The 26470-nt window shown below is 72.0% G+C and carries 27 protein-coding genes and 1 pseudogene; 15 read left to right on the top strand and 13 right to left on the bottom strand.

Annotated features, from left to right (window positions below):
* Nucleotides 1-80 precede the first annotated feature (80 nt).
* The 4 genes from MRBLWS13_RS11795 to MRBLWS13_RS11780 form a co-directional block, all read right to left on the bottom strand.
* Nucleotides 81-1220, bottom strand: coding sequence for an NAD(P)/FAD-dependent oxidoreductase (locus MRBLWS13_RS11795; protein WP_349425566.1), 1140 nt, complete (start codon nucleotides 1218-1220; stop codon nucleotides 81-83).
* Nucleotides 1213-1917 carry a methyltransferase domain-containing protein gene (locus tag MRBLWS13_RS11790; RefSeq protein ID WP_349425565.1) on the bottom strand — a complete coding sequence of 235 codons (705 nt, stop codon included), beginning with the start codon at nucleotides 1915-1917 and terminating at the stop codon, nucleotides 1213-1215. The genes MRBLWS13_RS11795 and MRBLWS13_RS11790 overlap by 8 nt, the downstream gene beginning before the upstream one ends.
* Nucleotides 1918-2011: 94 nt before the next feature.
* On the bottom strand, nucleotides 2012-3169 hold the full coding sequence (locus MRBLWS13_RS11785) for a type III polyketide synthase (RefSeq protein ID WP_349425564.1): 1158 nt from the start codon (nucleotides 3167-3169) through the stop codon (nucleotides 2012-2014).
* A gap of 172 nt (nucleotides 3170-3341) precedes the next feature.
* Complete coding sequence (locus MRBLWS13_RS11780; protein ID WP_349425563.1) at nucleotides 3342-4844, bottom strand: MFS transporter; 1503 nt, start codon at nucleotides 4842-4844, stop codon at nucleotides 3342-3344.
* A 57-nt stretch (nucleotides 4845-4901) separates the two neighbouring features.
* On the opposite strand from MRBLWS13_RS11780, the gene MRBLWS13_RS11775 reads away from it, so the two are divergent.
* Both MRBLWS13_RS11775 and rraA read left to right on the top strand, forming a co-directional pair.
* Nucleotides 4902-5438, top strand: a complete 537-nt coding sequence (locus MRBLWS13_RS11775) for a winged helix-turn-helix domain-containing protein (protein WP_349425562.1) — start codon at nucleotides 4902-4904, stop codon at nucleotides 5436-5438.
* Between the two features lie 195 nt (nucleotides 5439-5633).
* Nucleotides 5634-6101 (top strand): ribonuclease E activity regulator RraA, encoded by a 468-nt coding sequence (gene rraA, locus MRBLWS13_RS11770; protein ID WP_349425561.1) that lies wholly within the window; start codon nucleotides 5634-5636, stop codon nucleotides 6099-6101.
* Nucleotides 6102-6239: 138 nt separating this feature from the next.
* Here the strand turns inward: rraA and MRBLWS13_RS11765 are convergent.
* Nucleotides 6240-6982: pseudogene (locus MRBLWS13_RS11765) on the bottom strand (glucose-6-phosphate dehydrogenase); the annotation flags it as partial.
* Nucleotides 6983-7177: 195 nt separating this feature from the next.
* Between MRBLWS13_RS11765 and MRBLWS13_RS11760 the strand changes: the two are divergent.
* Entirely contained in the window at nucleotides 7178-7588 is a 411-nt protein-coding gene (locus MRBLWS13_RS11760; RefSeq protein WP_349425560.1) for a VOC family protein, read from the top strand.
* A 78-nt stretch (nucleotides 7589-7666) separates the two neighbouring features.
* Here MRBLWS13_RS11760 and MRBLWS13_RS11755 read toward each other — a convergent pair whose 3' ends face one another.
* Together MRBLWS13_RS11755 and MRBLWS13_RS11750 are read right to left on the bottom strand one after the other, a co-directional pair.
* A complete protein-coding gene (locus MRBLWS13_RS11755; protein WP_349425559.1) occupies nucleotides 7667-8776 on the bottom strand; it encodes an ABC transporter permease in 1110 nt (369 codons plus the stop codon).
* On the bottom strand, nucleotides 8773-9657 hold the full coding sequence (locus MRBLWS13_RS11750; protein ID WP_349425558.1) for an ATP-binding cassette domain-containing protein: 885 nt from the start codon (nucleotides 9655-9657) through the stop codon (nucleotides 8773-8775). The genes MRBLWS13_RS11755 and MRBLWS13_RS11750 overlap by 4 nt, the downstream gene beginning before the upstream one ends.
* A gap of 271 nt (nucleotides 9658-9928) precedes the next feature.
* Here MRBLWS13_RS11750 and MRBLWS13_RS11745 point away from each other — a divergent pair, with 271 nt between their 5' ends.
* Nucleotides 9929-10498, top strand: a complete 570-nt coding sequence (locus MRBLWS13_RS11745; protein WP_349425557.1) for an NADPH-dependent FMN reductase — start codon at nucleotides 9929-9931, stop codon at nucleotides 10496-10498.
* 93 nt (nucleotides 10499-10591) lie between these two features.
* Here MRBLWS13_RS11745 and MRBLWS13_RS11740 read toward each other — a convergent pair whose 3' ends face one another.
* Both MRBLWS13_RS11740 and MRBLWS13_RS11735 read right to left on the bottom strand, forming a co-directional pair.
* Entirely contained in the window at nucleotides 10592-11356 is a 765-nt protein-coding gene (locus MRBLWS13_RS11740; protein ID WP_349425556.1) for a response regulator transcription factor, read from the bottom strand.
* Complete coding sequence (locus tag MRBLWS13_RS11735) at nucleotides 11353-12648, bottom strand: sensor histidine kinase (protein ID WP_349425555.1); 1296 nt, start codon at nucleotides 12646-12648, stop codon at nucleotides 11353-11355. The genes MRBLWS13_RS11740 and MRBLWS13_RS11735 overlap by 4 nt, the downstream gene beginning before the upstream one ends.
* A gap of 192 nt (nucleotides 12649-12840) precedes the next feature.
* On the opposite strand from MRBLWS13_RS11735, the gene MRBLWS13_RS11730 reads away from it, so the two are divergent.
* From MRBLWS13_RS11730 to MRBLWS13_RS11715, 4 genes are all read left to right on the top strand, one after another.
* Complete coding sequence (locus tag MRBLWS13_RS11730; RefSeq protein ID WP_349425554.1) at nucleotides 12841-13278, top strand: VOC family protein; 438 nt, start codon at nucleotides 12841-12843, stop codon at nucleotides 13276-13278.
* A complete protein-coding gene (locus tag MRBLWS13_RS11725) occupies nucleotides 13279-14019 on the top strand; it encodes a helix-turn-helix domain-containing protein (protein ID WP_349425553.1) in 741 nt (246 codons plus the stop codon).
* A 69-nt stretch (nucleotides 14020-14088) separates the two neighbouring features.
* Complete coding sequence (locus MRBLWS13_RS11720; protein WP_349425552.1) at nucleotides 14089-14499, top strand: hypothetical protein; 411 nt, start codon at nucleotides 14089-14091, stop codon at nucleotides 14497-14499.
* A gap of 24 nt (nucleotides 14500-14523) precedes the next feature.
* Nucleotides 14524-14652 (top strand): hypothetical protein, encoded by a 129-nt coding sequence (locus MRBLWS13_RS11715; RefSeq protein ID WP_349425551.1) that lies wholly within the window; start codon nucleotides 14524-14526, stop codon nucleotides 14650-14652.
* 33 nt (nucleotides 14653-14685) lie between these two features.
* Here MRBLWS13_RS11715 and MRBLWS13_RS11710 read toward each other — a convergent pair whose 3' ends face one another.
* Nucleotides 14686-15525 (bottom strand): exodeoxyribonuclease III, encoded by an 840-nt coding sequence (locus MRBLWS13_RS11710; RefSeq protein ID WP_349425550.1) that lies wholly within the window; start codon nucleotides 15523-15525, stop codon nucleotides 14686-14688.
* A 135-nt stretch (nucleotides 15526-15660) separates the two neighbouring features.
* Between MRBLWS13_RS11710 and MRBLWS13_RS11705 the strand changes: the two genes are divergently transcribed.
* The 5 genes from MRBLWS13_RS11705 to MRBLWS13_RS11685 all read left to right on the top strand — a co-directional run bounded on the left by MRBLWS13_RS11705 (nucleotide 15661) and on the right by MRBLWS13_RS11685 (nucleotide 21087).
* On the top strand, nucleotides 15661-17940 hold the full coding sequence (locus tag MRBLWS13_RS11705) for a hypothetical protein (RefSeq protein ID WP_349425549.1): 2280 nt from the start codon (nucleotides 15661-15663) through the stop codon (nucleotides 17938-17940).
* Nucleotides 17941-18069: 129 nt separating this feature from the next.
* On the top strand, nucleotides 18070-18906 hold the full coding sequence (locus MRBLWS13_RS11700; protein ID WP_349425548.1) for a hypothetical protein: 837 nt from the start codon (nucleotides 18070-18072) through the stop codon (nucleotides 18904-18906).
* Nucleotides 18907-18936: 30 nt separating this feature from the next.
* Nucleotides 18937-19515 carry an orotate phosphoribosyltransferase gene (gene pyrE, locus MRBLWS13_RS11695; protein ID WP_349425547.1) on the top strand — a complete coding sequence of 193 codons (579 nt, stop codon included), beginning with the start codon at nucleotides 18937-18939 and terminating at the stop codon, nucleotides 19513-19515.
* Between the two features lie 83 nt (nucleotides 19516-19598).
* A complete protein-coding gene (locus tag MRBLWS13_RS11690) occupies nucleotides 19599-20189 on the top strand; it encodes a carboxymuconolactone decarboxylase family protein (RefSeq protein WP_349425546.1) in 591 nt (196 codons plus the stop codon).
* A 10-nt stretch (nucleotides 20190-20199) separates the two neighbouring features.
* Nucleotides 20200-21087, top strand: coding sequence for an RNA polymerase sigma-70 factor (locus MRBLWS13_RS11685; protein ID WP_349425545.1), 888 nt, complete (start codon nucleotides 20200-20202; stop codon nucleotides 21085-21087).
* A gap of 118 nt (nucleotides 21088-21205) precedes the next feature.
* On the opposite strand, the gene MRBLWS13_RS11680 is transcribed toward MRBLWS13_RS11685, so the two are convergent.
* Both MRBLWS13_RS11680 and MRBLWS13_RS11675 read right to left on the bottom strand, forming a co-directional pair.
* The gene (locus MRBLWS13_RS11680; RefSeq protein WP_349425544.1) at nucleotides 21206-21778 is read right to left on the bottom strand and encodes a YdeI/OmpD-associated family protein; all 573 of its coding nucleotides are present in this window, start codon (nucleotides 21776-21778) and stop codon (nucleotides 21206-21208) included.
* Between the two features lie 9 nt (nucleotides 21779-21787).
* Complete coding sequence (locus MRBLWS13_RS11675; RefSeq protein WP_349425543.1) at nucleotides 21788-23227, bottom strand: PLP-dependent aminotransferase family protein; 1440 nt, start codon at nucleotides 23225-23227, stop codon at nucleotides 21788-21790.
* A gap of 75 nt (nucleotides 23228-23302) precedes the next feature.
* Between MRBLWS13_RS11675 and MRBLWS13_RS11670 the strand changes: the two genes are divergently transcribed.
* Nucleotides 23303-24433, top strand: coding sequence for an aldo/keto reductase (locus MRBLWS13_RS11670; protein ID WP_349425542.1), 1131 nt, complete (start codon nucleotides 23303-23305; stop codon nucleotides 24431-24433).
* Nucleotides 24434-24615: 182 nt separating this feature from the next.
* Here the strand turns inward: MRBLWS13_RS11670 and MRBLWS13_RS11665 are convergent, their stop codons facing one another.
* Nucleotides 24616-25425: an HAD-IIA family hydrolase gene (locus MRBLWS13_RS11665; protein WP_349425541.1), complete on the bottom strand. Its 810-nt coding sequence runs from the start codon at nucleotides 25423-25425 to the stop codon at nucleotides 24616-24618.
* A 40-nt stretch (nucleotides 25426-25465) separates the two neighbouring features.
* Here MRBLWS13_RS11665 and MRBLWS13_RS11660 point away from each other — a divergent pair, with 40 nt between their 5' ends.
* The gene (locus MRBLWS13_RS11660) at nucleotides 25466-26407 is read left to right on the top strand and encodes an SDR family NAD(P)-dependent oxidoreductase (protein ID WP_349425540.1); all 942 of its coding nucleotides are present in this window, start codon (nucleotides 25466-25468) and stop codon (nucleotides 26405-26407) included.
* The last annotated feature ends 63 nt before the right edge of the window (nucleotides 26408-26470 follow it).

The following is a 26470-nucleotide window of genomic DNA, read 5'->3' as shown; positions in this document are numbered from 1 at the left end:
GCCCCAAGCGCACGGCATGCGCCCCAAACCCAAGGAAGGGCAGGAAGGGACGGATGCTGCGGCGAGGGGCCCAACGCCGGTCAGGCGTCGGCGTCGAAGTCCATCGCGTACGCCCGGGCGAACAGGCGACCGGACGGACCGGCGAGCATCGCGCGCACGGCCGTGCGGCGCAGCAGGTCGGTGTGCGGCAGCGCGCGGCCGAGGGCGGTGTTCACGGTCGCCATTGCCGCCGCGGCCCGAGCCGACCGCAGCCGGCGCTCCTCCCATCTGCGCAGCTCGGCGTCGGGCGGGGCGCCCGTGCGCATCCACGATGCGAGGAGCGGGGCCAGGGTCACGGCGTCGAGCAGGCCCAGGTTCATGCCCTGACCGCCGATCGGGCTGACCTCGTGCGCCGTGTCGCCGATCGCGAACACCCGTCCGTTGCGCAGCTGCGGCGCGACGACCCGGCGGACCCCGAACGACGTCGCCGTCTCCACGGCGTTCGCTGCCGCCTGCTCGCCGCGGCGGGCGAGCGCCTCGCGCAGCCGTCCGGCGCGGGCGTCAGGCGCGTCATCGCCGCCGGCGGCATCCCAGGCCACGAACCGGCGCCGGCCGCCGGGCAGCGGGAAGGACTCGAGCACCCCGTCGGGGTCGAGGTGCACCAGCGCGACGTCGTCGTCGGAACGGCCGGCGGTGGCGGCATCCGTCATCAGATAGCGGTCCCGGTACTCCCGCACGCCCAGGCGGCCGGGCCGGTAGACGAGGTCGCGGCCGCCCGCGCCGCCCGCGACCACCACGATGCGGCTCTCGAACTCGATGATGCGGCCGAGGTGCGTCGCCCGTACCACGACGCCGTTCGCACGCGGGATCACCGCGATGACGCGGGCGCCCCGCAGCGGCTCGGGGGCGCCGGCACCGAGCACGGACTCCGTGGTCGACTGCGGAAGCGTCGCCACGAAGGGGAACCGCGCGGCCAGCGCGTCGAAGCGCACAGTGCCGAGCACGCGTCCGCGACTGCGCGCCTCGCCCCGCCGCACGCGCACGGCGTCGGCGAGCAGCCGGTCCGTGAGTCCCGACGGCTCGAGGGCGGCGAGGACGGGGGAGTGGATGCCGATGGCCCGGGTGCCGTCGCCGAGCGCCGCCCGGCGCTCCAGCATCCTCACGTCGACGTCGCGGCGCGCGAGTTCGGTCGCCAGCAGCGTGCCCACGGGGCCTGCTCCGACGATCGTGACGTCAGCCACGACCGCGACCCGTCGCGAGCACGCGGAACGGCGCCGGTGTCTGCACAGTCCACGTTCCGAGCCTCGCCTCGTCGAGCACGGCGGCCAGCTCGGCCGGCGTGTAGCTGCGCCGGATCGAGCGAAGCCCGTCGGTCCGCAGGAACGTGCCGGGCGCGAACGGCGTGATGCCGATCGCGTACAGGGCGTAGGCGAGCCGCGAGCGCGCGATGTCGCTGTGCAGGACCAGTCCGTGCGACAGCGCCTGCGACTGGGCGACGAAGACCGGCAGATCGGCGCCGAGATGGTGCAGCACGTGATTCGACAGCACGGCGTCGAAGGTGTCGCCCTCGGCGACCAGGGTGGCGGCATCCGTGCACCGGAAGCTCACGCCGTCGATGCCGTCGCGCTCGAGCGCCACCTCGTGCGAGCGGGGGTCGGGGTCGATGCCGGTCCACTCGACCTCGATGCCGTCGCGCTTGGCGGCCGCAGCCAGCCGCATGACGAGGTCGCCGCCGCCCGAGCCGATGTCGAGCACGCGTGCGGGACGCCCCAGCGCCGCCAGGTGCGGAGCGAGCTCGCGCCGGTAGACCGTGCCCCACCCCGAGACGAGGCGGTTGATCGTGCCGAACCGCCGCAGCGTGGCGCGCAGTCGGTCGGGGTCGCACGCCGGGTCGTCCATGAGCTCGGCCAGGCGCTCGTCGCGGACGGCGAGGGTCACGCGGGCCCGCCCGCGAGCATGTGGGGCGCGGGTGACGGGCGGCACGATGCGCGGACGTCACGCTCGCCGACAGCGAGGGCGGCCACCGCCGGCATCACGCGGATGCCGCCAAGGTGAGGGCGATGTCGTCGTCCACCGCTTCGGCCACCCGCCGCTTCGTCATGAGCGCCGATTCGACAGTGAGCCCGGGACCGAAGGCCAGCCCGGCGACACGGGCGCCGTCGCTCACGGCGTCGTCGCGCAGCAGCGCCGCGAGGATGAAGAGGATCGTCGCGCTCGACATGTTGCCGAAGTCGCGCAGCACGCCGCGGGAGGCGGCCAGCGCGTCGGGGCCGAGCCCCAGCCCGGTCTCGACGCGATCGAGCACGCTGCGTCCGCCCGGATGCACCGCCCACACGGCCGGCTCGCCGTTGTCGCCCAGGAATCGCGCCACCGCGCCCTGGATCTCACGGCCGATGATCCGCGGCACCTCGGCCGACAGCACCATCTCGAAGCCGTTGTCGCCGATCGTCCACACCATGTCGGTCTCGCCCTCGTCGGTGAGCGCGCTGCCGAAGCGTTCGAGGTCGAGCCCGCCGGCGCGGCCGACGGCCGGGTCCGCCGTCACGATCGCTGCTGCGGCGCCGTCGGCGAAGACGGATGCCGCGACGATCTGCTGCGGATCGGCAGACGCGCGCACGTGCAGCGAGCAGAGTTCGGTGCAGACCACCAGCACCACGGCGTCCGGCCGCGTCGCGGCGAGCGCCGTCGCGACCCGCAGCGCCGGAAGCGCGGCCGCGCACCCGATGAATCCGAGGTGGCAGCGCTCGACGGTGGGACTCAGGCCGAGGTCGCGGACGAGGCGATAGTCCGGTCCTGGCGCGAACAGACCCGTGCAGGACACGGTGACGACGTGGGTGACGGCCGACGGCTCGATGCGCCCGTCGCGCAGGGCCTCGCGAGCCGCCTCTGCCGAGAGCGCGGGAGCGGTGGCGATGTAGAGGTCGTTGCGCGTGCCGGTCGTCGGGGAGAGCAGTCGCCCCTCCGCGTCGACGAAGGCGGGAACCCCCGCCGCCCGTGGACCGGGCGGTGTGGCCAGGTCGGTCAGGACGGTGTGACGCTGTTCGATGGCCGAGGCGTCGAACACCGCCTGGATACGCCGCCGGGTGAGGCGATCGACACCGTCCTGCCCCGCGAACAGCGCACGGACATCGTCCTGCCGGATCCGGGTCGCAGGGACCGCCGTGCCGATCGAGACGATGCGCGCCGTCATGGAGCAACCTAAGCACGACCGGGCACCCGTCAGCACCGTCTTGCCGTAATCCGGGCCGTGAGGTACCGGGCGGGGGTGCCGGCCGTGTGGCACGGCGACGTCGCGCGCGGAGCGCGGAGGCCCCGACCCGACCCTGCACGGCGGGCCGGGGCATCCGGCGATCTTCGCCCGCTCAGCGCCCGGGCTCGGCGCCCCCGCCGTCCTCGGAAGCGGCAGCGCCGGTCCCGCCGGTCCCGTGCTCCTCGTGGGCGTCGGGCAGCTCGCGCATGCCCCAGAAGGGACCGATGACGACGAAGAGGCAGGCCAGCAGCTCGCCACTCGCGGCGATCCAGAGCGTGGGCACGGTGCCGATCCAGGTGCCGAGCGCACCGGCGAGGAGGGCGCCGATGGGCATGACGCCCCACACCACGAATCGGATCGAGGCGTTCATGCGGCCGAGGAGCCGCGGTGGCGTGATGCGCTGGCGGAAGGTGACCTGCGTGATGTTGTACAGCAGGATCGTGAAGCTCATCACGAAGAACTGCACGACCAGCAGGGGGAACGCCAGTGCCGGGACGAGCGAGATCGCGGGCAGGAAGAACGGGGCGAGGGAGAAGGCGATCGCACTGATCGGGATCGCCCGCGCCTCGCCGAGCCGTTTCACGATGCGCGGCGTCGCGATCGCCCCGAGGAGCCCACCGACCGCCGACAGCGAGAAGACGATGCCGACCATCTGCGGCGTGAGGCCGAGCTCGCGCAGCGCGAAGATCGGCAGCAGGGTGGTGGCCATCGTGCCGAAGAAGTTCGCGACGCCGGTGGTGCCGACGATGCGGCGCAGCAGCGGATTGCCGAACACCCACCGCAGGCCCTCGGCGATCTCGTGCACGAGCGGCTTGTGGTCGTCGGGGGAGCGCAGCCGCTCGTGGTCGCGGGTGAACAGCAGCGCCACGAACGAGGCGAGGTAGGTGCCGACGGTGAGGAAGATCGCCAGCGGAGCGGCGAGCACGCCGACCAGCCATCCGCCGACCGCGGGACCGGCGAGGCCGGCCAGCTGCTCGGTCGACTGCAGCTTGCCGTTGGCCTCGGCGATCTGATCCGTGCGCACCAGCGAGGGGATGATGCTCTGGTTCGACACATCGAAGAACACCGTCGCGACGCCCAGGATCAGAGCGACGACGATCATGTGCCAGATCTCGAGCGCGCCGACCAGGGCGAGCACGGGCAGCGTGCCGAGGGCGACGGCCCTCACCCCGTCCGCGACGATCATGACGTGGCGCTTGCGCATGCGGTCGATCCAGGCGCCGGCGGGGAGTCCGACCACCAGGAAGGCGGCGACCTGCGCGGCGTTGAGGACGCCGACCTCCCACTCTGTCGCATCGAGCATGAGGACGGCCAGCACGGGGATCGCCAGCTCGGTGATCTGCGCGCCGAACTGGCTGAGCGCCTGCCCGCTCCAGAGGGTCAGGAAGTTGCGGTCGCGCCACAGCGAGCCCTTGCCGGCCGCCGGGGCGGGCGTGGTGGCGGCGGCGGGGGTGCGCGTCGCGGCGGCGGCTGCGGCATCCTGATCCGCCTCCACGGCTTCATCGGCACCGGCTCGCGAGGTGAGGGTCGAGGCCTCGGCACGCGCTTCGGCGAGCGTCTCAGCGGCGAGCTCCTCGGGGGTGGCGACCGCGCGCAGCTCGTCTGATTGGGACATGTCAATCAGTCTGCGTCACTGATTGAGGTCTGTCAATCGGTGGCGTACGCTGGCCATGTGGGGGACGAAGGGGAAGGCCGGGTCGAGCTGCGCCGCGGGGATCCCGAGGCGGAGGCGCGGATGCGCGCGCTGAGCTCGCCGCTGCGGCTGCGCGTGCTGCGGCTGTGCGCGTTCGAGTCGCGCACCAACAAGGAGCTGGCCGAGATGCTCGGGATGAATCCGGGCACGATGCTGCACCACGTGCGCACGCTCGTGCAGACGGGCTACCTCGCTGCCGAGCCCGAGCGCTCCGGTGCGCAGGGAGCGCGCGAGGTGCCGTACCGCGCGACGGGACTGTCGTGGCGGACGTCGATGCCCGGCGGTTCCCCCGTGCTCATCGAGACGTTCCTGCAGCAGATCGAGGGTGTCGATCCCGACGACCTCGACACCACGTGGCTCGGCCTCAAGCTCACGCCCGCGCACCGTACTGAGTTCCAGCACCGTCTCTACGAGCTCGTCAACGAGTTCAAGGAGCGCGGCCCCGACCCCGACGGCGACACGTACTCGTTCTTCAGCACGCTGCACCCCGACGAGAACCCGCCCGCGGCCCACTGACGTGCGCCCCGACGCCCGCCCACGCGCGCCCGCCCACGCGCGCCCGCTCACGCTCGTTCGCGTGCGCAACTCAGGAGATCCGGCGGAGGGTTTCTCGTCGGACCCCGGAATCCTGCATGTGCTCGGCGAAAGTCCCGCGATTCTTCCTGAGTTGGGAACGTGTGTGGGGGCGTGACCGGCGCTTAGCCTGAGGGGATGACCACCGCCACGGCTGACCTGTACGACGAGCGCGGCGACGAGCTGGACTCGCTCGCGCTGCAACTGCACGATTTCGGCGGGCGCGTGGCGTTCGACGGCCCCGTGCGAACGGTGCGGTGCCACCGGGACAACGCGCTCGTGAAGGAGCTGCTCGCGACCCCGGGCGCAGGCGCGGTGCTCGTGATCGACGGCGGAGGGTCGCTGGAGTCCGCGCTCGTCGGCGATCTCATCGCGGCGTCCGCGGTCGAGAACGGCTGGGCCGGGCTCATCGTGTTCGGCGCGATCCGCGACCGCGTGGCCATCGGCGAGCTGCCCATCGGCGTCAAGGCGCTGGGATCGAACCCCCGCAAGAGCGCGAAGGCCGGGATCGGCGAGGTCGACGTTCCGCTGGCGATCGCGGGTGTCGCCTTCGTTCCGGGCAGGCACGTGTGGGCGGATGCCGACGGGATCCTCGTGGAGCGCTGAGCGCTGAGCGCCGCGGGGACGTCCGGGGCGCCGGCCACGCTGCGCCCGGCCTGGTCGGGATGGGCCTGCCGCCGCGCTGCCGACGCGACGGCCGGGAGGTGCCGGGCGCAGGCGCTGCTGTGCCGGCCCGGGCGTGGCTCAGGGCAGGTTCTGCCAGTGATCGGGTCCGAGCGAGCCGGCCGGGTACTCGTCGAGCGGCACCTCGCCCGCACGCCAGGCCGCGAGCACCGGGTCGACGATGCGCCACGACTGCTCGGCGGCGTCCCCGCGCACGGCAAGCGTCGCGTCGGCGTCGAGGATGCCCGACAGCACCTCGCCGTACGCCTTGAGAGCCCCCGCGCCGAGGTCGGCCTCCAGGATCGCGCGCTCGAGCTCCAGGGGGTCGTCGCCGCCGTTGACGTTGAGCTCGAGGTCCATGCGGTCGGGTCCGAGCGAGAAGCGGAGCACCGAGCCGGGTGCGGCGCCCGTGAGGCCGTCCGGAACGTGGTTGACGGGCCGGAAGGTCACGGCCACCTCGCCGTCCTTGCCGGCGAGCGCCTTGCCCGAGCGCAGGGTGAACGGCACGCCCTGCCATCGCTCGTTGCGCACCTCGCAGGTGAGCTCCGCGAGCGTCTCGGTACCGCGTGAGGGGTCGACATCCGGCTCGTCCACGTACGACGGCAGCCGGCGGTCGCCGACCGCGCGCGCGGTGTACCGCGCGCGCCGCGACGCGACCGCCGGATCGTCCTGCCACACGTGCGTCGCGCGCAGCACCGCTGCGGTGGCATCGCGGAAGTCCCGCTCGTGCAACGTGGCGGGCGGCGCATCGCCAGCACCGCCATGACCTGCAGCAGGTGGCTCTGGATCATGTCGACGAGAGCGCCGGCCCGGTCATAGTACCCGCCCGAAACGCCTCTGCGAAGCCGCCCGCGGCGAACGCCTCCCGCACGGTGTCGCGCCAGCGTGCGTCGTCTCAGTCGTCCATGCCGGCCGGGAGGGGCTTGTGCGATCCCGTCCGCGATGCCGACGGCGAACCCCTCGACAGGCCGGACCGGCAGGAGGATCGTGGTCGTGGGGACACACACTGGGAGGCTGTCATGTTCACAACCGATCGTCCGTTCTCGAGCTTCGCCGTACCCGACATCGGCGAGGCCGTGGCGTTCTACCGCGACACCCTGGGGCTCGACGTGACCGTGTACGAGGAGATGGGCGGTGGGTTCACCATCGCGCTCCCCGGCGGCGGCCACGTCTTCGTCTATCCCAAGGAGGATCACGAGCCGGCCGTGTTCACGATCCTGAACTTCAGCGTGGACGATGTCGACACCGCCGTCGACGACCTCAACGCCCGTGGGGTGACCACGAAGATCTACAGCGACCCCGACTACGGCACAGATGAGAAGGGGATCTCGCGGGGCTTCGAGGGAGGGCCCGACATCGCGTGGTTCCGCGACCCTGCGGGCAACGTCATCGCAGTGGGCGAGATGGCGCCGGAGATGATGGGCGGCTGACCGCGCCGGACGGACGGAGGCCTCGATCCGGCGCCGAAGCGCCGGATCGAGGCATCCGCGTGCCCGCCATCGCGCCGCTCAGCCGGCGAGGGCCTCCGAGAGCTTCACCCGGCCGCCCATGCGCAGCAGCGAGTTCTCGTAGATCCGCGCGGCGACGAAGATCGCGGCGATGCAGGTCGCGATGAGGATCGCGATCGAGACGAGCGGCTCCCACCACTGGGCGTCGCCGAGGAAGATCCGCATCGGCATGCCGACCGGGGCCGAGAACGGCACGTAGGACATCACCGCGAGCACCACCGGGTTGTCGTTGAAGAAGATCACCAGGAAGTACGGCGCCATGATGAGCATCGTCAGCGGTCCGGTGGTCGCGCCGATGTCCTCCTGCCGCGACACCATCGAGGCTGCGGCGGCGAACAGCGACGCGAGCAGGATGAAACCGAACAGGAAGAAGATCGCGAACCAGGCGATCGGCGCACCGAGGCCCTGCAGCAGCTCCGTCTGATCGGTGACGGTGAGGCCGATCACCGCGATCGCGGCCAGGATGAGGATCTGGCCCATGGCGAGGACGGTGTTGCCGATCACCTTGCCCGCCAGGAGCGAGCGCACCGGGATGGCCGAGATCAGCAGCTCCACCACGCGGGTCTGCTTCTCCTCGACGACGCTCTGCGCGATCGTGCTGCCGAACAGCGACGCGGCGAGCAGGAACACGATGCCGAAGCCGACGGCGGCGATGTAGCCGAGCGCGGCGTTGACATCCTCAGGGTTCAGCAGCTCGACCGGCGGCAGCTGCGCGAGCTGCAGCAGCAGCTGTGTCGGCGGGGACGAGTCCGCGACCACGGCGAAGCCGAGGGGCGACGACGTGTCGGCCACCACGGCCGCGTCGACCGTGCCGTCCTCGACGAGCGCCTCGGCGGCGGATCTGTCGGCGACCTCGGTGACGTCGAGGCCTTCTGCGTTCACGACGTACTGCTGGGCATCGGCGGTGACCGCGACGGGCGTGCCGGTCGCGTTCGCCGCCTGGAGCCCGCCCCAGATCACGAGGGCGAGCGCACCGACGAACAGGATCGCGGTCGAGATGACGAACGCCTTGCTGCGCAGCTTCGAGCCGATCTCGCGCTCGGCGACGAGCCAGATGGCCTGGCCGCTGCCCAGCACCGCATGGGCCTGGCGGGTGTTGGTGGTGCTCACTGGATGACCTCCCGGAAGATCTGGGCGAGGGACGGATGCTGCGGCGCGAAGCTCGCGACATCCCCTTGTGCGAGGGCCCGGCGCAGCACCCGCTGTGCGGTCTCGTCGCTGTCCGCGTCGAACACCGCGTAGCCGCCGTCGAAGTCGAGGACATCGACTCCGGGCTCGGTCCGCAGCCACCCGGCGTCGCCGGCCGAGACGAGCTCGAAGCGGCGCGTCGAGTGCTGGGCGCGCAGTGCATCCCGGCCGCCGGCCGCGCGGATGGTGCCGCCGGCGATGATGACGAGGTCGTCGCACAGGCGCTCGACCACGTCGAGCTGGTGCGACGAGAACAGCACGGCGGCACCGGCCGCTGCGCGCTCCTGCAGCACACCCGCCACGACGTCGACCGCGAGCGGGTCGAGGCCCGAGAACGGCTCGTCGAGGATGAGCACCTGCGGGTCGTGCACGAGCGCCGCGGCGATCTGCGCACGCTGCTGGTTGCCGAGCGAGAGGGTCTCGACGTTGTCGTTCAGGCGCTCGCCGAGTCCCAGCTGCTCGAGCAGCGCGCGGGCGCGGGCCTCGGCATCCGCCTTGGCGAACCCGTGCAGGCGCGCGAGGTACACGATGTGCTCCAGCACCTTCATCTTCGGGTACAGCCCGCGCTCCTCGGGCATGTACCCGAACCGGCGGCGGTCCGCCGCCGTCACCTCGGTGCCGTCCAGCGTGACGGTGCCGGCGTCTCCGGCGAGCACACCCAGCACGATCCGCATGGTCGTGGTCTTGCCGGCGCCGTTTCCGCCGACGAACCCGGTGAGCCGGCCCGGCCGCACGTCGAACGACACGTCGTCGAGCACGCGGCGCCCCCCGTAGCTCTTGCCGATACCGCGAAGCTGCAGCATCCTGTCTCCTCTCGCCCCCCGCGACCGAACGGCCACAGGTGTCGGCCTCGTACCCCGGTGGTCGAGCCCTACGACACCGACGCTACGCACCGCCTGCGGCGGCGTCCTCCCCCCGGGGGTGGATCATTCCCGTCCCCTCCACGGGGGAGACGTGTGGGATGTCATGTTGCATGCGGGGGAATAGATGCACAGGTTCATGTGCTTGCATGGAATTGGAACGTCCACGGTGGCCCCCCACCGGGGACGCCTCTGTCTTTCAAGGAGAACAACAATGTCCGAGCGGACCATCGGCTACATCGTCGGCAGCATCTCGTCGACCTCCATCAACCGCCGCCTCGCGAAGGCCCTCGAGCGTCTCGCCCCCGAGGGCACGACGCTCGTCGAGATCCCGATCAAGGACCTCCCGTTCTACTCGCCCGACTTCGACGCGGACTTCCCGCAGGTCGCGCGCGACTTCAAGCGCGCCGTCGAGGACGTCGACGGCGTCATCATCGTCACCCCCGAGTACAGCCGCTCGATCCCGGGGGTGCTGAAGAACGCTCTCGACTGGGCTGCGCGTCCGTGGGGCCAGGACTCGTTCAACGGCAAGCCCACCGCCGTCATCGGCACCTCCGGCGGCGGCATCGCCACAGCGGCCGCGCAGCAGCACCTGAAGGCCGTCCTCAGCCACTACAACGCACCGACGCTCGGCCAGCCCGAGGGCTACGTGCAGACCACGCCCGGCCTGTTCACCGAGACCGGCGAGGTCACCAATGACCAGACCGCCGAGTTCCTCGTCGGCTACCTCGAGGCGTTCGGCGCCCTCGTGGACCGCTACGCCGCCGTTCCCGTCGCGGCCTGATTCCCCCCCCGTCGGCGTTCGCGCCGGCATCGTTCCAGCAGATCGGATGCCCCGACCCAGTGCCCTTCGCGGGCCGGGCCGGGGCATCCGTGTCTATACGAGGCCGTGGCGGTGGGCGTAGACGACGGCGGCGACGCGGTCGCGGGCGCCGAGCTTCTGCAGCACGTTCGACACATGCGTCTTGACCGTGGCCTCGCCGATGTACAGCCGCTGCGCGATCTCGGCGTTGCTCATCGCCTGCGCGACGAGCCGCAGCACCTCGCCCTCGCGCTCGGTGAGCTCCGCCCCCGCATGCTCGCCTGTCACGATGTGTTCCCGCGGGCCGCCGTTTGCGACAGCGGAGCGGTCGGTCGGCCCGGCCCAGGACTGCTCGCCTATCACGATCTGTGCGCGCGGCCCACCGTTTGCGACAGCGGAAGCAGCCGCCGGCGGCGCGAAGCGGGCGATCACGCGTCGCGTCACCTCCGGGGCGAGCAGCGCGTCGCCGGCGGCAGCCACGCGCACCGCGGCGATGAGCTCCTCGGGCCCGGCGTTCTTCAGCAGGAACCCGCTGGCGCCCGCCGCGAGCGCGTCGAACAGGTAGTCGTCGCGGTCGAACGTGGTCACGACGACGACGGCCGCCTCGACGGACGGGTCGCGCGCGATCCGGCGGGTGGCCTCCACGCCGTCCATGTCGGGCATCTGCACATCCATGCAGATCACATCGGGGCGGAGAGCGGATGCCGCAGCCACCGCCTCGACGCCGGTCGAGGCCTCGCCCACGACGGAGATGTCGCCCGCCGACTCGAGGATCATGCGGAAGCCCGCCCGCATCACGGCGTGGTCGTCGACCAGCAGCACGCGGATCGCCGCCGTCATGCGCCCACCCCCGCCGACGCGCGGGACAGCGCCGGTGCGGCCAGCGGCACCCGCAGCCGCACGAGGAATCCGCCGCGGCCCCGCGGGCCGGTCTCGAGCACGCCGCCCGACGCCGCGGCGCGTTCCCGCATCCCCACGAGGCCCAGTCCGGGTCGCATCGGCGCTGCGACGGCACGCCCTGTGTTGACGACCTCCAGCTCGACGGCGTCGCCGCTGTAGCGCAGGCGGACGTCGGCTGCGGCATCCGGTCCGCCGTGCCGGCGCGCGTTGGTGAGCGCCTCCTGCGCGACGCGGTACATGTTCACCTGCACGAGGTCGGGCAGGTCGACCCGGTCGCCGACGACCGTCAGCGTCGTCGGCAGCCCGTTGTCGTTGGCGTGCGCGACGAGGTCGGCGAGCGCCGACAGGTGCACGGTCGAGCCGCCCTCGGCATCGGCGCCGGAGGTGCGCAGGGTCTCGAGCAGCTGGCGCAGGTCGGCGATCGCCGAGCGGGCGGAGTCCTCGATGCCGTGGAGCGCCCTTCGCGCGGCATCCGGATCCCGCTCCAGCACCGCCCGGGCGGCACCGGCCTGCACGCCCATCGCCGAGACATGGTGCGCGACGACGTCATGCAGCTCGCGGGCGATGCGGACGCGGTCGAGGGCGACGGCCTGGGCGGCGGTCACCTCGCGTTCGCGCTCGAGCTCCCGGGTACGCTGCTCGAGCGCCGCGCGCGACATCGCGGCGGCGTACGCCCGGTCGCCCATGTAATAGGCCCCGCCGAAGAACCCGGCGTTGACCAGCAGCTGGAGCAGCAACATCGCCGCGAACGGCGAGAACACCCCGGCCTGCGAGAGCGCGTCGTCGGACGGATCGATCGCCGACTGGAACATGGTGACGATCAGCCACACGAACATCGCGACGATGACGCCGACGCGCACCCACAGGGCGCGGCGCCGGTCGTCGACCCAGGCGCCGACGGTGTACATCGCGATGAACATCGCGATGTTCGAGACGTAGAGATCGGGGATGCGCACCGTCACCCCGACGAAGAACACCACCGAGATGGCGACGACGACGAGCTCGGGGAAGCGGCGCCGCACGGCGAGCGGGGCGGTGAGCCCGAGGCTGTACAGCAGCGCCCACTGCATCCCCTCGGCAGCATCGGCGCCGTACACGCCCGCCACCGAGCCGAGCGCCGAGCTCAGGACGGCTGAGACGAACAGGCCGGCGGCCAGCCAGACGTCGTTGCGCAGCTCGGCACGCGTCGGCCGTGGGCGCGGGGCCGGGTGCGCGGCGGTGTGGTCGGACATCCCTCCACGCTAAGGCGGACTCGCGGTTCCGGCATCCCCCGAAAGGCGGAGTCAGGATACTGCCGGCCCCGCGACGCGAAGTGGGTTACTTGCTATTGACAAGCAGGCTTGTTTTTTGCAACCATATTCGAGAAGCTCACCAACCGAGAAGCTCACGGACCGCAGCAGTTGGAATCCAGAAGGAGCAAGGCAATGACGCACATCTTCGTCAACATCCCCACGAACGACCTCGACCGCTCGAAGGCGTTCTACACCGCCCTGGGGTGCGAGCTGAACCCGCTCTTCACCGACGACAACGCCGCGTGCGTGGTGTGGAGCGACGACATCCTCTTCATGGTGCTCACCAAGGAGTACTTCTCGACGTTCACCGACAAGGAGTTCGCCGACCCGCGCACGCACGCCCAGGTACTCCTGTCGATCAGTCGCGACTCGCGCGAAGACGTCGACAGGATCGTCGAGGCGGGCGTCGCACACGGCGGGACCGCGCCCGGCGAACCGCAGGACTACGGGTTCATGTACGGCCGCGACCTCATCGATCCCGACGGCAACGGCATCCAGTTCATGTACATGGATCCCGAGGCCGCCGCCAAGGGGCCCGACGCCTACATGGCGGAGCAGGCGCAGGCGTAAGTGGCTTCCCGCAGCTACGGGCAGTACTGCGGGGTCACCACGGCCGTCGAGCTGATCGGGGAGCGGTGGGCGCTGCTCATCGTCCGTGATCTGCTCGTCGGCCCTCGGCGATACACCGACCTCAAGCAGGGGCTGCCCAAGATCCCCACCAACATCCTCTCCACGCGGCTCAAGGAGCTGCAGGAGGGCGGCGTCGTGCGCCGGGTGCCCCTCCTGCACTGCGGCCTGGTGTATGAGCTGACCCCCTACGGCCGCGAGCTCGAGCCGATCGTGCTCGCGCTGGGCCGGTGGGGATTCCAGCAGATGGGCGATCCGGCTCCGGACGACATCGTCACCGCGGACTCGCTCACGATGGCGCTGCGCACCGCATTCCGGTCGGATGCCGCAGCCACGCTGCCGCCCGCGGACTACGAGGTGCACGTGGCCGACGTCGTCCTGCGTGTGCACGTCGATCCGTCGGGGCTCAAGATCGCGCAGCTGCAGCCCGCCGGCCGGCCCGTCGATCCGCGGCTCGGAACGCAGGCGTCGGTCGCGGACGACCCCGACATCGTCTTCGCGGCGGGTCCCGGCATCCGTCGCCTCATCTCGGGCGAACTGACCCCGGCGGCCGCGATCGACCAGGAGGTGCTCGCCGTGGTGAGCGGCGACGCGACTCTGCTCGCGCGGTTCGCACAGACGTTCTCGATCCCCGCGGCGCCGGTGGCGCAGAGCCTGGAGGATGAGCGGGTCGCGGTCTCGTAGGGAGAACTGTCCGGGCGTTGTATGGCGTGGAGCGACGGATGCCTCTCCTCGGCGCGATACCGTGCCGCTGTGACCGCGTCCGCCCCACCCGCCGACGAGCATCGCCGCCGCCGCGACGTGCCGGTGGGCGTGGCGATGGTGGGGATGGTCGCGATCGCGTGGTGGCCGGCCTTCACTCTCGGCGCGTGGGACGAGGTGTTCTTCGACGACATCCTCGCGCTCTGGGCCGCCTCCACGGCGGCCTTCGTGTTCGTGCTGGTGGAGCGCCGCCCTGTCGGCGGCAGGCTCGCGCGCGCCTTCGTCCTCCTCCTGCCGTCGGTGTGGCTCGTCCTCAACTTCGTGGTCGCCGACGACACCACCGACCTCGCGCTGGCCGTCGTCGACCTCGCCGCGATCGCGGCGGTGCTGCTCGGCATCCCGTTCACCCTGTGGGTGCTGGTGCGCGTCGTCTGGCCCGACTTCGCGACCGAGACGCGGTGACGCACGAAGTGGCTGATCGCCGTCGTGGTGCTCGGCGTCGCCGTCACCTCGTTCGTGCTCGGCCTCAACCAGGAGCACTTCCTGACGTGCAGCGACTTCGCGATCAGCGGCAACTCCGAGCCGCCCGGCTGCACGCCCGACCCGATGGACTGACGCCCGCGCTGCGCGGGCGGCGGCGGGCCGGGGTCAGAAGATCATCGGCCGGTCGTCATCGTCGGGGCTCTCGAGATCGAGGTCGACGACGACGGGCACGTGGTCGCTCGGGAGCTCGCCCTTGCGCTCGTCGCGGTGGATCGTCGCGCCGGTGACGGCCTCGGCCACCGCGTGGGAGCCGAGGACGAAGTCGATGCGCATGCCCTCGTTGCGGGGGAACTTCAAGCGCTTGTAGTCCCAGTAGGTGTAGCCGGTGGGGATCAGCGGGCGCACGACATCCTGCAGGCCGACGGCCTCGAGCGCGGCGAACGCCTCCCGCTCGGGCGGCGACACGTGGGTCGAGAAGCCCGGGACGACCGCAGGGTCGCCGTTGTCGGCATCCGTCGGCGCGATGTTGAAGTCGCCGACCAGCGCGAGGGCGAGATCGGGGTTCGCCGCGAGGGAGTCCGAGGTGTACTGGCTCAGCGCCGACAGCCAGTCGAGCTTGTAGAAGTAGTGGGGGTCGCCGAGCGAGCGGCCGTTCGGCACGTACAGGCTCCACACCTCGACACCGCCGACGGTGGCGCCGATCGCGCGCGCCTCCTGCGGCGCGTCGGGGCCGGTGTGCCCCTTCTCGAAGCCCGGCATGCCGGGGAACGCGGTGCGCACGTTCGTGAGCGGCTCGCGGCTCGCGATCGCCACGCCGTTCCACTGTGAGAAGCCGTACGCCTCGACGTGGAAGCCCGCCTCCTCGAAGCGGTCGAACGGGAACTGCTCGGTCTTGCACTTGATCTCCTGCATCGCCAGCACATCGATGTGCTCGCGCACCGCGAAGTCGACGATGCGGTCGACCCGCGCGCGGATGGAGTTCACGTTCCAGGTGGCCAGGCGCATGGAATCAAGCCTAGGCGGGGCGGCCGACGTCAGAAGGACGGGATCGGATGCCGACCCTCTGGCGTATCAGCAGTTCTCGGAGGAGTCTCCTTCTTGTCAGCGGCCGCGTCCGCGGTCGGGAAAGCGAGACCCACCATGGACCACGACTGCGGCTGCGGCCACGCGGCGCCAGCCGCCCACGACTCCGCGCCCCTGCAATTCGACGCCGACGGGGAGCTCATCGTCCCCGGTCCCGTCATCCGTCCCGAGATGCTCACCCGCGCGTGCCCCATCGGCACGCTCGACGGATCGTGGCTGCTCGAGCTCGAGCGGCGCACCGTGTTCGGCCCCGAGGTGCGCGGTGCGATGCGCATCGAGGTCGGCGCGTCGTCGCTGCGCGTCTCGGGCGACATGTACTCCCGCCGCGTCTTCCCTCCCGTGCTCACGGAGGTGGAGCGCCCGCTCCCGTTCCCGCTGCCCGAACCCCGGCCGCAGCCGTTCGGCGGGGACGCCGGCGCCGACTCCGGCGAGCGCGATCCGGGGGAGGACGACGCGCCGGTGCTGTCGGAGCTCACGGCGTTCAGCCTGCGCTGGTACCCGGCGTTCCCGGCATCGCAGTACACCTGGTACTTCCGCTCCAACGGCTCGACGTACGTCGACGGCACGCTCACCGTGCAGATCGTGCGGCACCTGTGGAACCGCACGACGCAGGAGTTCGTGTCGACCGACACCGGCACGCTCACCCTGCGCTGCCGGCGTCCGCTCGTCGTGACCGCGACCAGCGCCCTTCTGGGCTCGTCGCAGCGTATGACGGGCACGCTCTCGATCGGCGGGACGATCACCAACGTCACGGCGAGCAAGACCTCGCCGATGTATCGCGGATGCCGCATCGAGGTCGATGCCATGGTCAACCGCGTGTTCCCGGCATCCGCCACGATCGGATCGGGTGCGGCGGCGTCGGTGCGCTCCGTGTACGCATCGGCCGGATGGGACGTCACCGTCGTCACCGACCAGATCACCGTGCCGGAGGATGCGGAGCTCACCAACGCCGAGCTGGCCACGCTCATGACGGGCCATCGCCAGGCGGTGCCGGGCGACGGCTGGCGGCTGTGGCTCTTCGTCGGGTCGGCGCAGGGCGGGCTGTTCGGGATCATGTTCGACGACGACACGGTCCCACGCGAGGGGGCCGCCGGATTCGCCGACGTGCGGCTCGGCAACGACTCGTTCATCGCGGCAGCCGCACGCGGTCGACCGCTCGACGAGGTGCCCGCGGCGTTCCTGCGCACCCTGGTCCACGAGGCCGGGCACGCATTCAACCTGTGGCACCCGAAGCACGACGTCCACAACCCGGGCATCGGCACCGAGATCATGAACCAGACCGGCGACGTCATGGGCTTCGCCACCGCGGCGAACCCGTACCCCGGCAACGCCTCGTTCCTGTTCTCGGACCACGACCGCACCTCGCTGATCCATTCGCCCGACCCGCAGGTGCGACCCGGCTGGAAGAACTTCGGCTGGGGCCACGGCGACCTGTCGGCAGGGCTGCCCGCGCCGGTGGACGCCGCGGGCCTGTGGGGCGACCAGGGCGATGACGGTCTCGAGCTGACCGTCGCCATGCCGGCGCAGGCGTTCGTCGGCGAGTACGTCACCGCCGAGGTTGTGCTGACGAACGTGTCGGACCAGGCGCGCACCGTGACGACGCTCATCAACCTGTCGGAGGGCGACCTCGTCTTCCTCCACACGCCGCCCGACCACTCGCTGCAGCATCTGGTCGACGTGGCCATCGGCTGCGGCCCGCGGCCGATGACCGTTCTGCAGCCGGGGGAGTCGGTCCGCAACCACGTGCAGGTGTTCTTCACCAACCAGGGAGTGACCTTCACCGAGCCGGGACGCCACACGGTCGCGGCCCAGCTCGAGGTCGATGCGATGATTACGGTGCGCTCCGCGTCGGTGACGGTCGACGTGCGGGGGCCCGGCTCCGACGCGGAGGTCGACATCAGCGCAAAGACGCTGACGCCCGGTGTCGGTCGTGCGATCGCGCTGGGCGATTTCGCGACGGATGCCGCGGCCCGCGCGGTCCTGACCGATCTGGCTGAGCAGCACAGCGACACCGACACCGGCGCGGCGGGTGCCCTGGTGCTCGCGAACGCGCTGGCGCGGTCGTTCTCGGACTTCCGGACGCGCGACGTGCGCGAGGCAGCCCCGGACGACGCGGCGCACTTCCTCGAGCTGGCGCTGCAGGGCCGGTCGGCCGAGCGTGTCGCCGCGCTCGCGGTGACGGTCGCGAGCCCGACGGAGAAGGAGGCGCCGGTCGTCGCCGACACCATCGCCGCGCTGAAGGCGCGCACGAAGGGCGGCGCGCGCTCGGCGGCAGGCAAGGGCATCGCCGAGGCCGAGCGGATCGCGGCGGATTTCGTGGAGCCGACCGGCCGCTGAGCGGGCGGTCGCGGCGGTTCGACCGGAGAAATCGCCTTCCGCAGGAGGTTGGAACGGTTCAGCGTCCTGTGGAGTGCGGTTTCTCCTGTGGAGGGTGACACGGAGCCCTCCCAGGGGAAGGATCGAGCCGTGACACCTCTCGCAGACGGCAGCGGGCTGGAGTTGCGGCTCCGGCCGGCTGCGACCGAGCCCGTGCGCGGGGCGGCTTCCGGCGACGCGCTCGGGGCGGCTCGCGAAGACGCTCCTGGGACCGCGCCGGACAGCGACGGGCGGGCGAGTGCAGCGGGCGCGTGGACCGTTCCGCTCGATCGCATCGCGTTCGCGGACGTGGAGCTGGTCGCGCGCGCGGCCGTGACGGTCAGCGCGCGGCTGAACCTCGTCGAGGGCGACCTCGAGATCGACGTCGCCGCGCCGGGCCGGCCGCCGCTGCGAGCGACATGGCCGTGGCCGGTCGACTCCGCGCCGCGCTCGGTCGAGCTCGCGGCAGGTGAGCGCCTCGTCGCATCGGTGCCGCTGCTCGCCTCGGGCAGCGCACCGCTGTTCCCTGTCCTCGGCCGGTACGTGGTGACCGCGCGGTTCGCCGCGCGCCCCGGTGAGACGGTCCAAGCGCAGCCGGTGGAACTCGTGCGCACCGCCCCCTCCGACGCCGACGCCGACGCCGCGGCCGGCCTCGCGAACCGCGACGTGCTGCAGAGCCTCCTCGGCGCCGGGGTGATCGGCGCCGCCGCGCCGTCGCTGGAGCGCCTCGCGGCCTCGGCCGACGCCGGCACGGCGGCAGCTGCGAACCTGGCGCTCGGCCGTACCGCCGCGCTGGCCGCCGGCGCCGATGACCCGGCGGTGACACGGGCGGTCGCAGCGCTCCTCCCTCCCGGCGCGACCGGGCCCGACGCGCGGCGCGACGCCGTCCTGCCGGCCGCCGAAGCGCGGGGCGCCGCCGCGCTCACGGGCCGGGCTCTGCCCGGGTGACTGGCCCGCGGCATCCGTAGACTCACTGTCATGACCGTCGCCTCCACGCCCGCGCTCGAAGCCGATCGCCAGTACCTGATCGCCCTCATCCAGGACGAGGCGGTGTTCCACGGGGACTTCACGCTCTCGAGCGGCAAGAAGGCGACGTACTACGTCGACATGCGCAAGCTCACCCTCGACCACCGGGCGGCGCCGTCCATCGGACGCATCATGCTCGACCTCATCCGCGACGTCGACGGCATCGTCGCGGTCGGCGGGCTCACGCTCGGCGCCGACCCCATCGCGAACGCCGTGATGCACGAGTCCGCCCGCACCCACAAGCCGCTCGACGCGTTCGTCGTGCGCAAGGAGCCCAAGGACCACGGCCGCGGGCGCCAGGTGGAGGGGGCGGATGTCGCGGGCAAGCGTGTCGTCGTGCTCGAAGACACCTCGACCACGGGTCAGTCCGCGCTCAAGGCCGTCGAGGCGCTGCGCCGCGAGGGAGCGGAGCCCGTGGCCGTCGCCGTCATCGTCGACCGCAAGACCGGGGCCCAGGCCGCCGTCGAGGCCGAGGGCCTGCAGTGGCTGGCGGCGATCGACCTCGACGACCTCGGGCTCGAACCCCAGTAGTTCTTTTTGGCCGGGATGTCACAGGGCGGCGCCGGCCGGTGTCTCCATGTCGAAGGACTCGTTCCCACGACACGGAGGAAGACATGACTGCGACGACCCGCATCCCCGCGACCGAGGTCAACGGCGTCTACGGCGCCCTGGTCAAGGCGGCCGCCCGGAAGATGATCGGCCGTGTGCCCGACTCGGTCGGCGTGCTGTGGCACCACAAGGCCGTGATGAAGGACGCGATGGGCATCGGGCAGAAGGTCGAGCACTGGCACGAGCTCGACCCGGACCTGGCGACGTACGCCGCAATGGCGGCAGCGGCGACCATCGGCTGCAGCTTCTGCCTCGACTTCAACTACTTCGCGTCGCACAACCGCGGCGTCGACGCCGCCAAGGTCCGCGAGGTCCCGCGCTGGCGCGAATCTGCGGTCTTCACGCCGCTCGAGCGTCAGGTCATGGAGTACGCCGAGGCTGCGAGCCAGACGCCGCCGGCGGTGACCGACGAGCTGTCCGACGCGCTGCTCGCCCAGCTCGGAGAGGCGGGACTCATCGAGCTCGCGGCACGCGTCGCGTTCATGAACATGTCGGCCCGCATGAACGTGGCGCTCGGCATCCGCTCCGAGCAGTTCGCGGACTCCTGCGGTCTGCCGCCCCTGGCCCAGCGACCGGCCGTCGCGGCCCGCGCGTAGGCTCGCCGTCATGAGCACCGCCCACCTCGACGATCCGTTCGTGGAGCATCGCAACCTGCTCTTCACGGTGGCGTACGAGATGCTCGGCTCGGCCGCCGACGCCGAGGACGTGCTGCAGGAGTCGTGGCTGCGCTGGGCCGCGGTGGACCACGCGAACGTGCAGGAGCCGCGCGCCTACCTCGTGCGCATCGTGACGCGCCAGGCGCTCAACCACCTGCGCACGGTGTCGCGGCGCCGAGAGGACTACGTGGGCGAGTGGCTCCCCGAACCGCTGCTCACGAGCCCTGACGTGGCGGAAGACGTCGAGCTCGCCGAGAACCTCTCGATCGCGATGCTCACCGTGCTCGAGACGCTCGGCCCCGCCGAGCGCGCCGTGTTCGTCCTGCGCGAGGTGTTCGACGTGCCGTACGACGAGATCGCGGATGCCGTGGGCAAGACGCCTGCGGCCGTGCGGCAGATCGCGCACCGGGCGAAGGACCATGTCGCCGCCCGGCGACCGCGTGTGCGCGTGGTGCCCGCGGAGCACGAGGAGGCGGTAGAGCGGCTCGTCGCGGCGCTCAACACGGGCGACCTGCAGGGGCTGATGGACGTGCTCGCGCCCGAAGTCGTGTCGGTCGCCGACGGCGGCGGCAAGGTGCGGGGTGCCGCGCGGCGTCCGGTCGTCGGCGCGGAGCGCCTCGCGCGCTACCTCATCGGCGGCATGTCGAAGCTCGAGGGCACGCTCGTCGCGTCGGCGACCTGGGTCAACGGCCAGCCGGGGATCCGGGTGGAGCTCGACGGTCAGCTCGCCGGCGTCGTCAGCCTGACCGTCGAGGGCGGGCGCATCACGCGGATCTACTCGATCGCGAACCCCGACAAGCTCGGGTGGCTCGATGTGGAGGCGGAGGTCGGGCGCTGATCGCCTGATCAGTCGCCTCGTCCGCGCCCGCGCCACAGCTGCCAGACCACGACGACCAGCGCGGTCAGCGCGATGAGCGCGGAGATCGAGAGCAGCAGCGTCTGCTCGGCGGACGAGATCACGGGCGCCTCCCCTCAGCGGCATCCGCGACGACCTTCGCGATGCGCGCGGCGCGCGTCTCGGCCCGGCGGGCCGCGTCGACGCTCGCGATGCCGATCTTGCGGGTCGAGGGCGGGAAGGCGTCCCATGCGCTGCGCGCGGTCGGGACCGCGTCGAGGGCCGCGGCGAGGTCGTCGGGCTCGCGCAGCGCCTCGGCGTTGTCGAGCACGGTCCACGATCCGTTCTGCTGGGCGAGTTCGATGGCACGGATGCCGGCTTCCATGAGCAGGCCGTCGGCCTCGAGCTGCGCGACCCGCGCCTTGTTGGTCGCCGCCCAGCCGCTCGAGGGGCGTCGCGGGGCGAACCACAACCCGCCGCGGCGCTCATCGAACGAGCGCACGGGGCCGTCGATCCAGCCGAAGCACAGCGCCTGCTGGATCGCGTCCTCGTAGGCGACGAACTCGAGGTCCGAACCCGGCCGTGCCCGCACCAGCCACGCACCCTTGGACGTGCGATGGTTCGCGTCCAGCCACGCACGCCACGCCGCGGCATCCGCTGCCTCCACCATCTCGCCGTCGTCGAGCGCACCCATGCGGCGACCCTATCGAGAGGCGCCGACGCCGCGGGCGGCGAGATCGCGGACGGCGGCGGCGAGAAGGCTCACGGCCTCGTCGACGAGCGGGTCGGCGAGGTCGCCGTAGCCGAGCACGAGTCGCTCCGGTGCGGGCACGTCGGGCGAGACGCGGTAGCGGCGGATATCGGTGAGTGCGACGTCGTACGCGGCTCCGGCGCGGACCACGTCGGCTGCGCGCACGCCGGGAGGCAGATCGAGCACGAGGTGCAGCCCGGCCGCGATGCCCGACACTCGGCATTCGGGCAGGCGGTGCGCGAGCGCCGCGAGCAGCGCCTCGCGCCGGCGCCGGTAGCGCGCACGGGCGCCGCGCAGGTGTCGATCGAGGCTGCCCGCTGCGAGGAAGCGGGTGAGCGCGAGCTGGTCGATCGTCGAGGGCGTGGCCGCTCCGGCGTCGCGCACGTCATCGCGCAGCCACGGCGGCAGCACCAGCCATCCGATGCCGAGCGCCGGGGTCGCCGTCTTGCTGAGGCTGCCGGCGAGCACCACCCGGTCGGGGGCCATGGCCTGCAGTGCGCCGATCGGCCGGCGGTCGTAGCGGAACTCCGCGTCGTAGTCGTCCTCGATGACGACCCCGTCGCGCTCTCGCGCCCACGCGATCAGACCCTCGCGCCGCTCGGCCGACAGCGGCACGCCGACGGGGAACTGGTGCGCCGGCGTCACGAGCGCGGCGCGCGCGCCGGTGCGGACGGATGCCGCCAGCAGCGCGTCGACGTCGACGCCGTGCTCGTCGACGCGGACGGGCACGGAGCCGAGGCCCTCGGCCGCAGCGACCTGCCGCATGCGCTGCCATGACGGATCCTCGACGAGGAGGGCGCGGTGTCCCAGCCCGCGGAGCGCGCGGGCCAGTCGCCGCATGCCGTCGGCGGCGCCGTGCGTGACGACGACGGCGTCGGCATCCGCCCTCGCGAAGCGCGCGCGCGACAGGTATGCGGCGAGCGCGCCGCGGGCAGACGGGACGTCGCCGTCGAGCCGGAACAGCTCGGCGTCGGGAGTGTCGGCCAGCGCCTCGCTCAGGGCGCGCAACCACAGCGCGCGCGGCGCGTGCCGCAGGTCGGGAACGCCCGGCGCGAGGTCGAAGCGCGGCCGCCGCTGCGGCGCGACGGGCGGGGGCTCGCGACGTGTCGCCGCGACGCTGATGCGCGTCGCGACTCTGGTGCCCGAACCGGTGCGGGCGTCGAGGATGCCCTCGGCGGTGAGACGCCCGTACACCTCGGTCACCACCCACCGCGAGACGCCCAGAGATGCCGCGAGCAGCCGGCTGGGGGGAAGCGCCGCGCCGGCGGGCAGCCTGCCGGTGGCCACGGCATCCCGCACCGCCAGCTCGAGCCGGACGTGGCGGGGACCGTCGTAGGCCGAGAGATCGAGCAGGGTCTCCCACGCGACCGGATTGGTCTGGACTTCTGCCATGGAATCGGATCGTACTCCCAGACCGCTCAGGTCTCACGATGGGAGCACCCCCACCAACTCAGGAAAGGGAACGCCATGCAGTACCGCACCATCTCCAACGGGTCGACTTCTTTCGAGGTCTCGACCCTGTGCCTCGGCACCATGTTCTTCGGCACACGCACCGACACCGCGACATCCCTCGCCATCCTCGACCGGTTCGCCGACGCGGGCGGCACCTTCGTCGACACCGCGAACAATTACAGCGTCTGGGTCGGCGGCCACGGCCGCGACAGCGAGGACGTGCTCGGGGAGTGGATCCGCCGCCGCGGCGGCCTCGGCGACGTGCGCCTGGCCACCAAGCTCGGTGCTGCGAAGAAGGACCCCGCACTGCCGCTGCAGACCGTCGAGCCGACGAACTTCCAGGGACTCTCGGCCGAGGTCGTCGCGCGCGAGGCGCGCCTCAGCCTGCAGCACCTCGGCATCGACCACCTCGACGTGCTGTACGGGCACGTCGACGACCGCGAGACGCCGATCGCAGAGACCGTCGCCGCCTTCGGGCAGCTGCAGCGCGAGGGACTCGTCGGCATCGCGGGCATCTCGAACGTCGCGCTCTGGCGTCTCGTCGAAGCGCGCGAGGAGGCGCTGCGCCAGGGCGTCGACCCGTACGGTGTAGTGCAGCAGGGCTACAGCTACGTCTACCCGAGCCCGGCAGCCGGGCGCACGAACGACGTGTCGGTCGAGCTTCTGGACTACGTCGATTCGCTGGCCGCAGGCGCAGGCGCAGGCGCAGGCGCCGGGGCAGGGGCAGGCGCCGGGGCAGGCGCAGGCGCAGGCGCCGGGGCAGGGGCAGGCGCAGGCGCCGCCGCGGGCGTCGACAGCCGCCCGCCGCTCACCGTCACCGCATACTCGCCGCTGCACCAGGGGGCGTTCACGCGCGACGACAAGCCGCTGTGGGCGCCGATGCGCCACGCGTCGAACCGTGAGCGTGTGCGCGTGCTGCACGACGTCGCCGCCGAGATCGGCGCGCCCCCCAACCAGGTCGCGCTCGCGTGGCTGCTCGGGGGGCCGGTGCCGGTGATCCCGGTGGTCGGCATCTCGAGCGTCGCCCAGCTCGAAGAGGCGCTCGCCGCGGCAGACCTGGTGCTCGACCCCGAGGTGCGCACGCGCCTGGACGGGGCGGACCTCGTGCTGGACGCGGAACTGCGCGCGGGTCTCGAGCTGGCGTAGAGGAGGGCTGCGGCATCCGCTCCTCAACTGAGGACGTGAGCCGAGATGAGGCGCTCAACAGGCCGTTCGCTCCGCATTTCGGCATGTTTCCTCATCTGAGGACGCGCGGCACCTCAACTGCGACCGACGGATGCCGCGGCCGGCGCGTCAGAGCAGAAGTTGGGGCTGCCGCCGCTCGGGGCCTACAGCAGCTCGGGGTCCTCGGACTCGACGGGCTCGAGGTCGAGGAGGTCGGCGACCGAGTCGAGCACCTCGTCGGGGCGGAACGGGTAGCGCGCGATCTCGGCCGCGTCGCTGATTCCGGTGAGCACCAGCACGGTGTGCAGGCCCGCCTCGATGCCGGCGACGACGTCGGTGTCCATGCGGTCGCCGATCATGCCGGTGTTCTCGGAGTGCGCGCCGATGCGGTTGAGCGCGGAGCGGAACATCATGGGGTTCGGCTTGCCGACGACGTACGGCTCCATGCCGGTCGCCTTCGTGATGAGGGCCGAGATGGCGCCGGTCGCGGGCAGCACGCCCTCGGTGGACGGGCCGGTCGCGTCGGGATTGGTCGCGATGAAGCGGGCGCCGGCGCCGAGGAAGCGGATCGCCTTGGTGATCGCCTCGAAGGAGTAGTTGCGGGTCTCGCCGACGACGACGTAGTCGGGGTTCGTCTCGGTCATGATGAAGCCGGCCTCGTGAAGGGCTGTTGTGAGGCCGGCCTCGCCGATGACGAACGCCGTGCCGCCGGGCATCTGCGAGCGCAGGAAGTCGGCGGTCGCGAGCGCGGAGGTCCAGATCGATTCCTCCGGAACGATGAGCCCCGAAGCGCGCAGCCGCGCCGACAGATCCCGCGGCGTGAAGATGGAGTTGTTGGTCAGCACGAGGAAGGGCACGCCCTGGTCGCGCCACTGCTGCAGCAGTGCGGAGGCCCCGGGAACGGGGGTGTTCTCATGCACCAGCACGCCGTCCATGTCGGTGAGCCAGCATTCGATGTCGGACCGCGTGCGCATGCGTCCAGACTAAGTGGCGCGCGGGCGTAGGGTCGAAGCCGTGACGTGGGACCCCCGGAGCCTTCCCGACCTCTCCGGACGCGTGTACCTCGTGACCGGATCCAACGCCGGCCTCGGCTACTTCGCGTCGGAGCAGCTGGTGCGCGCGGGCGCACAGGTGCTCATGTCGGCGCGCCATCCGAACCGGCTGTCGGCCGCGCGCGCGGCGATCCGCCGACGGGTTCCGGATGCCGCGACCGATGCGACCGAGCCGCTCATCCTCGACACCAGCAACCTCGCATCGGTGCGCTCGGCGGCCGCGAGCGTGCGCGGCAAGGGCGGCCTGGACGGCGTCCTGCTGAACGCTGGCATCGTCCACCCCCCGAAGACCCGCGAGACCACGATCGACGGCAACGAGGTCGTGTTCGCGACGAATGCCCTCGGCCACTACGCGCTCGCCGGCGAGCTGCTGACCGCGCTGGCGGACGCCTCGGGCCGGATGGTGTGGCTCGGCAGCATGTCGACGTCGCTCACGCCCTACGACCCGGTCGACCCGCAGCTGGCCGACGGCTACACCGCGTGGCGCGCGTACGTCCAGTCGAAGGTCGCCACGGCCGCGCTGGGCTTCGAGGCCGACCGGCGCCTGCGCGCAGCGGGCGTTCCCGTGGCGAGCGTCGTCGCCCACCCGGGCTACTCGACCGGCGGCCGGACGCCCGGCATCGTCGGGGTCAACGAACCCTCGCGCGCCAAGCGGTTCCGCGACAACCTGCAGGCCGCCATCGCGCAGTCCAAGGAGCGCGGCGCCTGGTCGCTCGTGCGGGCGCTCACCGACCCCGAGATCGAGGGCGGGGAGTTCTGGGGACCGCGCACCGGCTCGCGCGGCGAGCCGCGTCGGCAGAAGGCCGCCAAAATCACCCGTGATCCCGTGGTGGGCGCACGCCTCTGGGACGTGGCCGAGACGGCCACCGGCGTGCACTGGTCCTTCGAGGTCGCGGAGCGCTGACCGTCACAGCCCGCACGTCCCACCATCGCTTGGTCCAGGCACCGCATGCGGCGCGACTCGGCG

Source organism: Microbacterium sp. LWS13-1.2 (assembly GCF_040144835.1).
Classification (GTDB): Bacteria; Actinomycetota; Actinomycetes; order Actinomycetales; family Microbacteriaceae; genus Microbacterium.
Note: the sequence above shows the minus strand (reverse complement) of the source record. Positions and strands in the feature narration are given on the sequence as shown.

Excerpts from the sequence above, each read along its gene's own strand:
- pyrE (WP_349425547.1), top strand. The coding sequence starts at position 18,937 with ATGACCGTCGCCTCCACGCCCGCGCTCGAAGCCGATCGCCAGTACCTG.
- MRBLWS13_RS11705 (WP_349425549.1), top strand. The coding sequence starts at position 15,661 with ATGGACCACGACTGCGGCTGCGGCCACGCGGCGCCAGCCGCCCACGAC.
- MRBLWS13_RS11745 (WP_349425557.1), top strand. The coding sequence starts at position 9,929 with ATGTCCGAGCGGACCATCGGCTACATCGTCGGCAGCATCTCGTCGACC.
- MRBLWS13_RS11785 (WP_349425564.1), bottom strand. The coding sequence starts at position 3,169 with ATGACGGCGCGCATCGTCTCGATCGGCACGGCGGTCCCTGCGACCCGG.
- MRBLWS13_RS11710 (WP_349425550.1), bottom strand. The coding sequence starts at position 15,525 with ATGCGCCTGGCCACCTGGAACGTGAACTCCATCCGCGCGCGGGTCGAC.
- MRBLWS13_RS11670 (WP_349425542.1), top strand. The coding sequence starts at position 23,303 with ATGCAGTACCGCACCATCTCCAACGGGTCGACTTCTTTCGAGGTCTCG.
- MRBLWS13_RS11780 (WP_349425563.1), bottom strand. The coding sequence starts at position 4,844 with ATGTCCCAATCAGACGAGCTGCGCGCGGTCGCCACCCCCGAGGAGCTC.
- MRBLWS13_RS11740 (WP_349425556.1), bottom strand. The coding sequence starts at position 11,356 with ATGACGGCGGCGATCCGCGTGCTGCTGGTCGACGACCACGCCGTGATG.
- MRBLWS13_RS11760 (WP_349425560.1), top strand. The coding sequence starts at position 7,178 with ATGTTCACAACCGATCGTCCGTTCTCGAGCTTCGCCGTACCCGACATC.
- MRBLWS13_RS11680 (WP_349425544.1), bottom strand. The coding sequence starts at position 21,778 with ATGGGTGCGCTCGACGACGGCGAGATGGTGGAGGCAGCGGATGCCGCG.
- MRBLWS13_RS11690 (WP_349425546.1), top strand. The coding sequence starts at position 19,599 with ATGACTGCGACGACCCGCATCCCCGCGACCGAGGTCAACGGCGTCTAC.
- MRBLWS13_RS11665 (WP_349425541.1), bottom strand. The coding sequence starts at position 25,425 with ATGCGCACGCGGTCCGACATCGAATGCTGGCTCACCGACATGGACGGC.
- MRBLWS13_RS11750 (WP_349425558.1), bottom strand. The coding sequence starts at position 9,657 with ATGCTGCAGCTTCGCGGTATCGGCAAGAGCTACGGGGGGCGCCGCGTG.
- MRBLWS13_RS11735 (WP_349425555.1), bottom strand. The coding sequence starts at position 12,648 with ATGTCCGACCACACCGCCGCGCACCCGGCCCCGCGCCCACGGCCGACG.
- MRBLWS13_RS11685 (WP_349425545.1), top strand. The coding sequence starts at position 20,200 with ATGAGCACCGCCCACCTCGACGATCCGTTCGTGGAGCATCGCAACCTG.
- MRBLWS13_RS11730 (WP_349425554.1), top strand. The coding sequence starts at position 12,841 with ATGACGCACATCTTCGTCAACATCCCCACGAACGACCTCGACCGCTCG.
- rraA (WP_349425561.1), top strand. The coding sequence starts at position 5,634 with ATGACCACCGCCACGGCTGACCTGTACGACGAGCGCGGCGACGAGCTG.
- MRBLWS13_RS11675 (WP_349425543.1), bottom strand. The coding sequence starts at position 23,227 with ATGGCAGAAGTCCAGACCAATCCGGTCGCGTGGGAGACCCTGCTCGAT.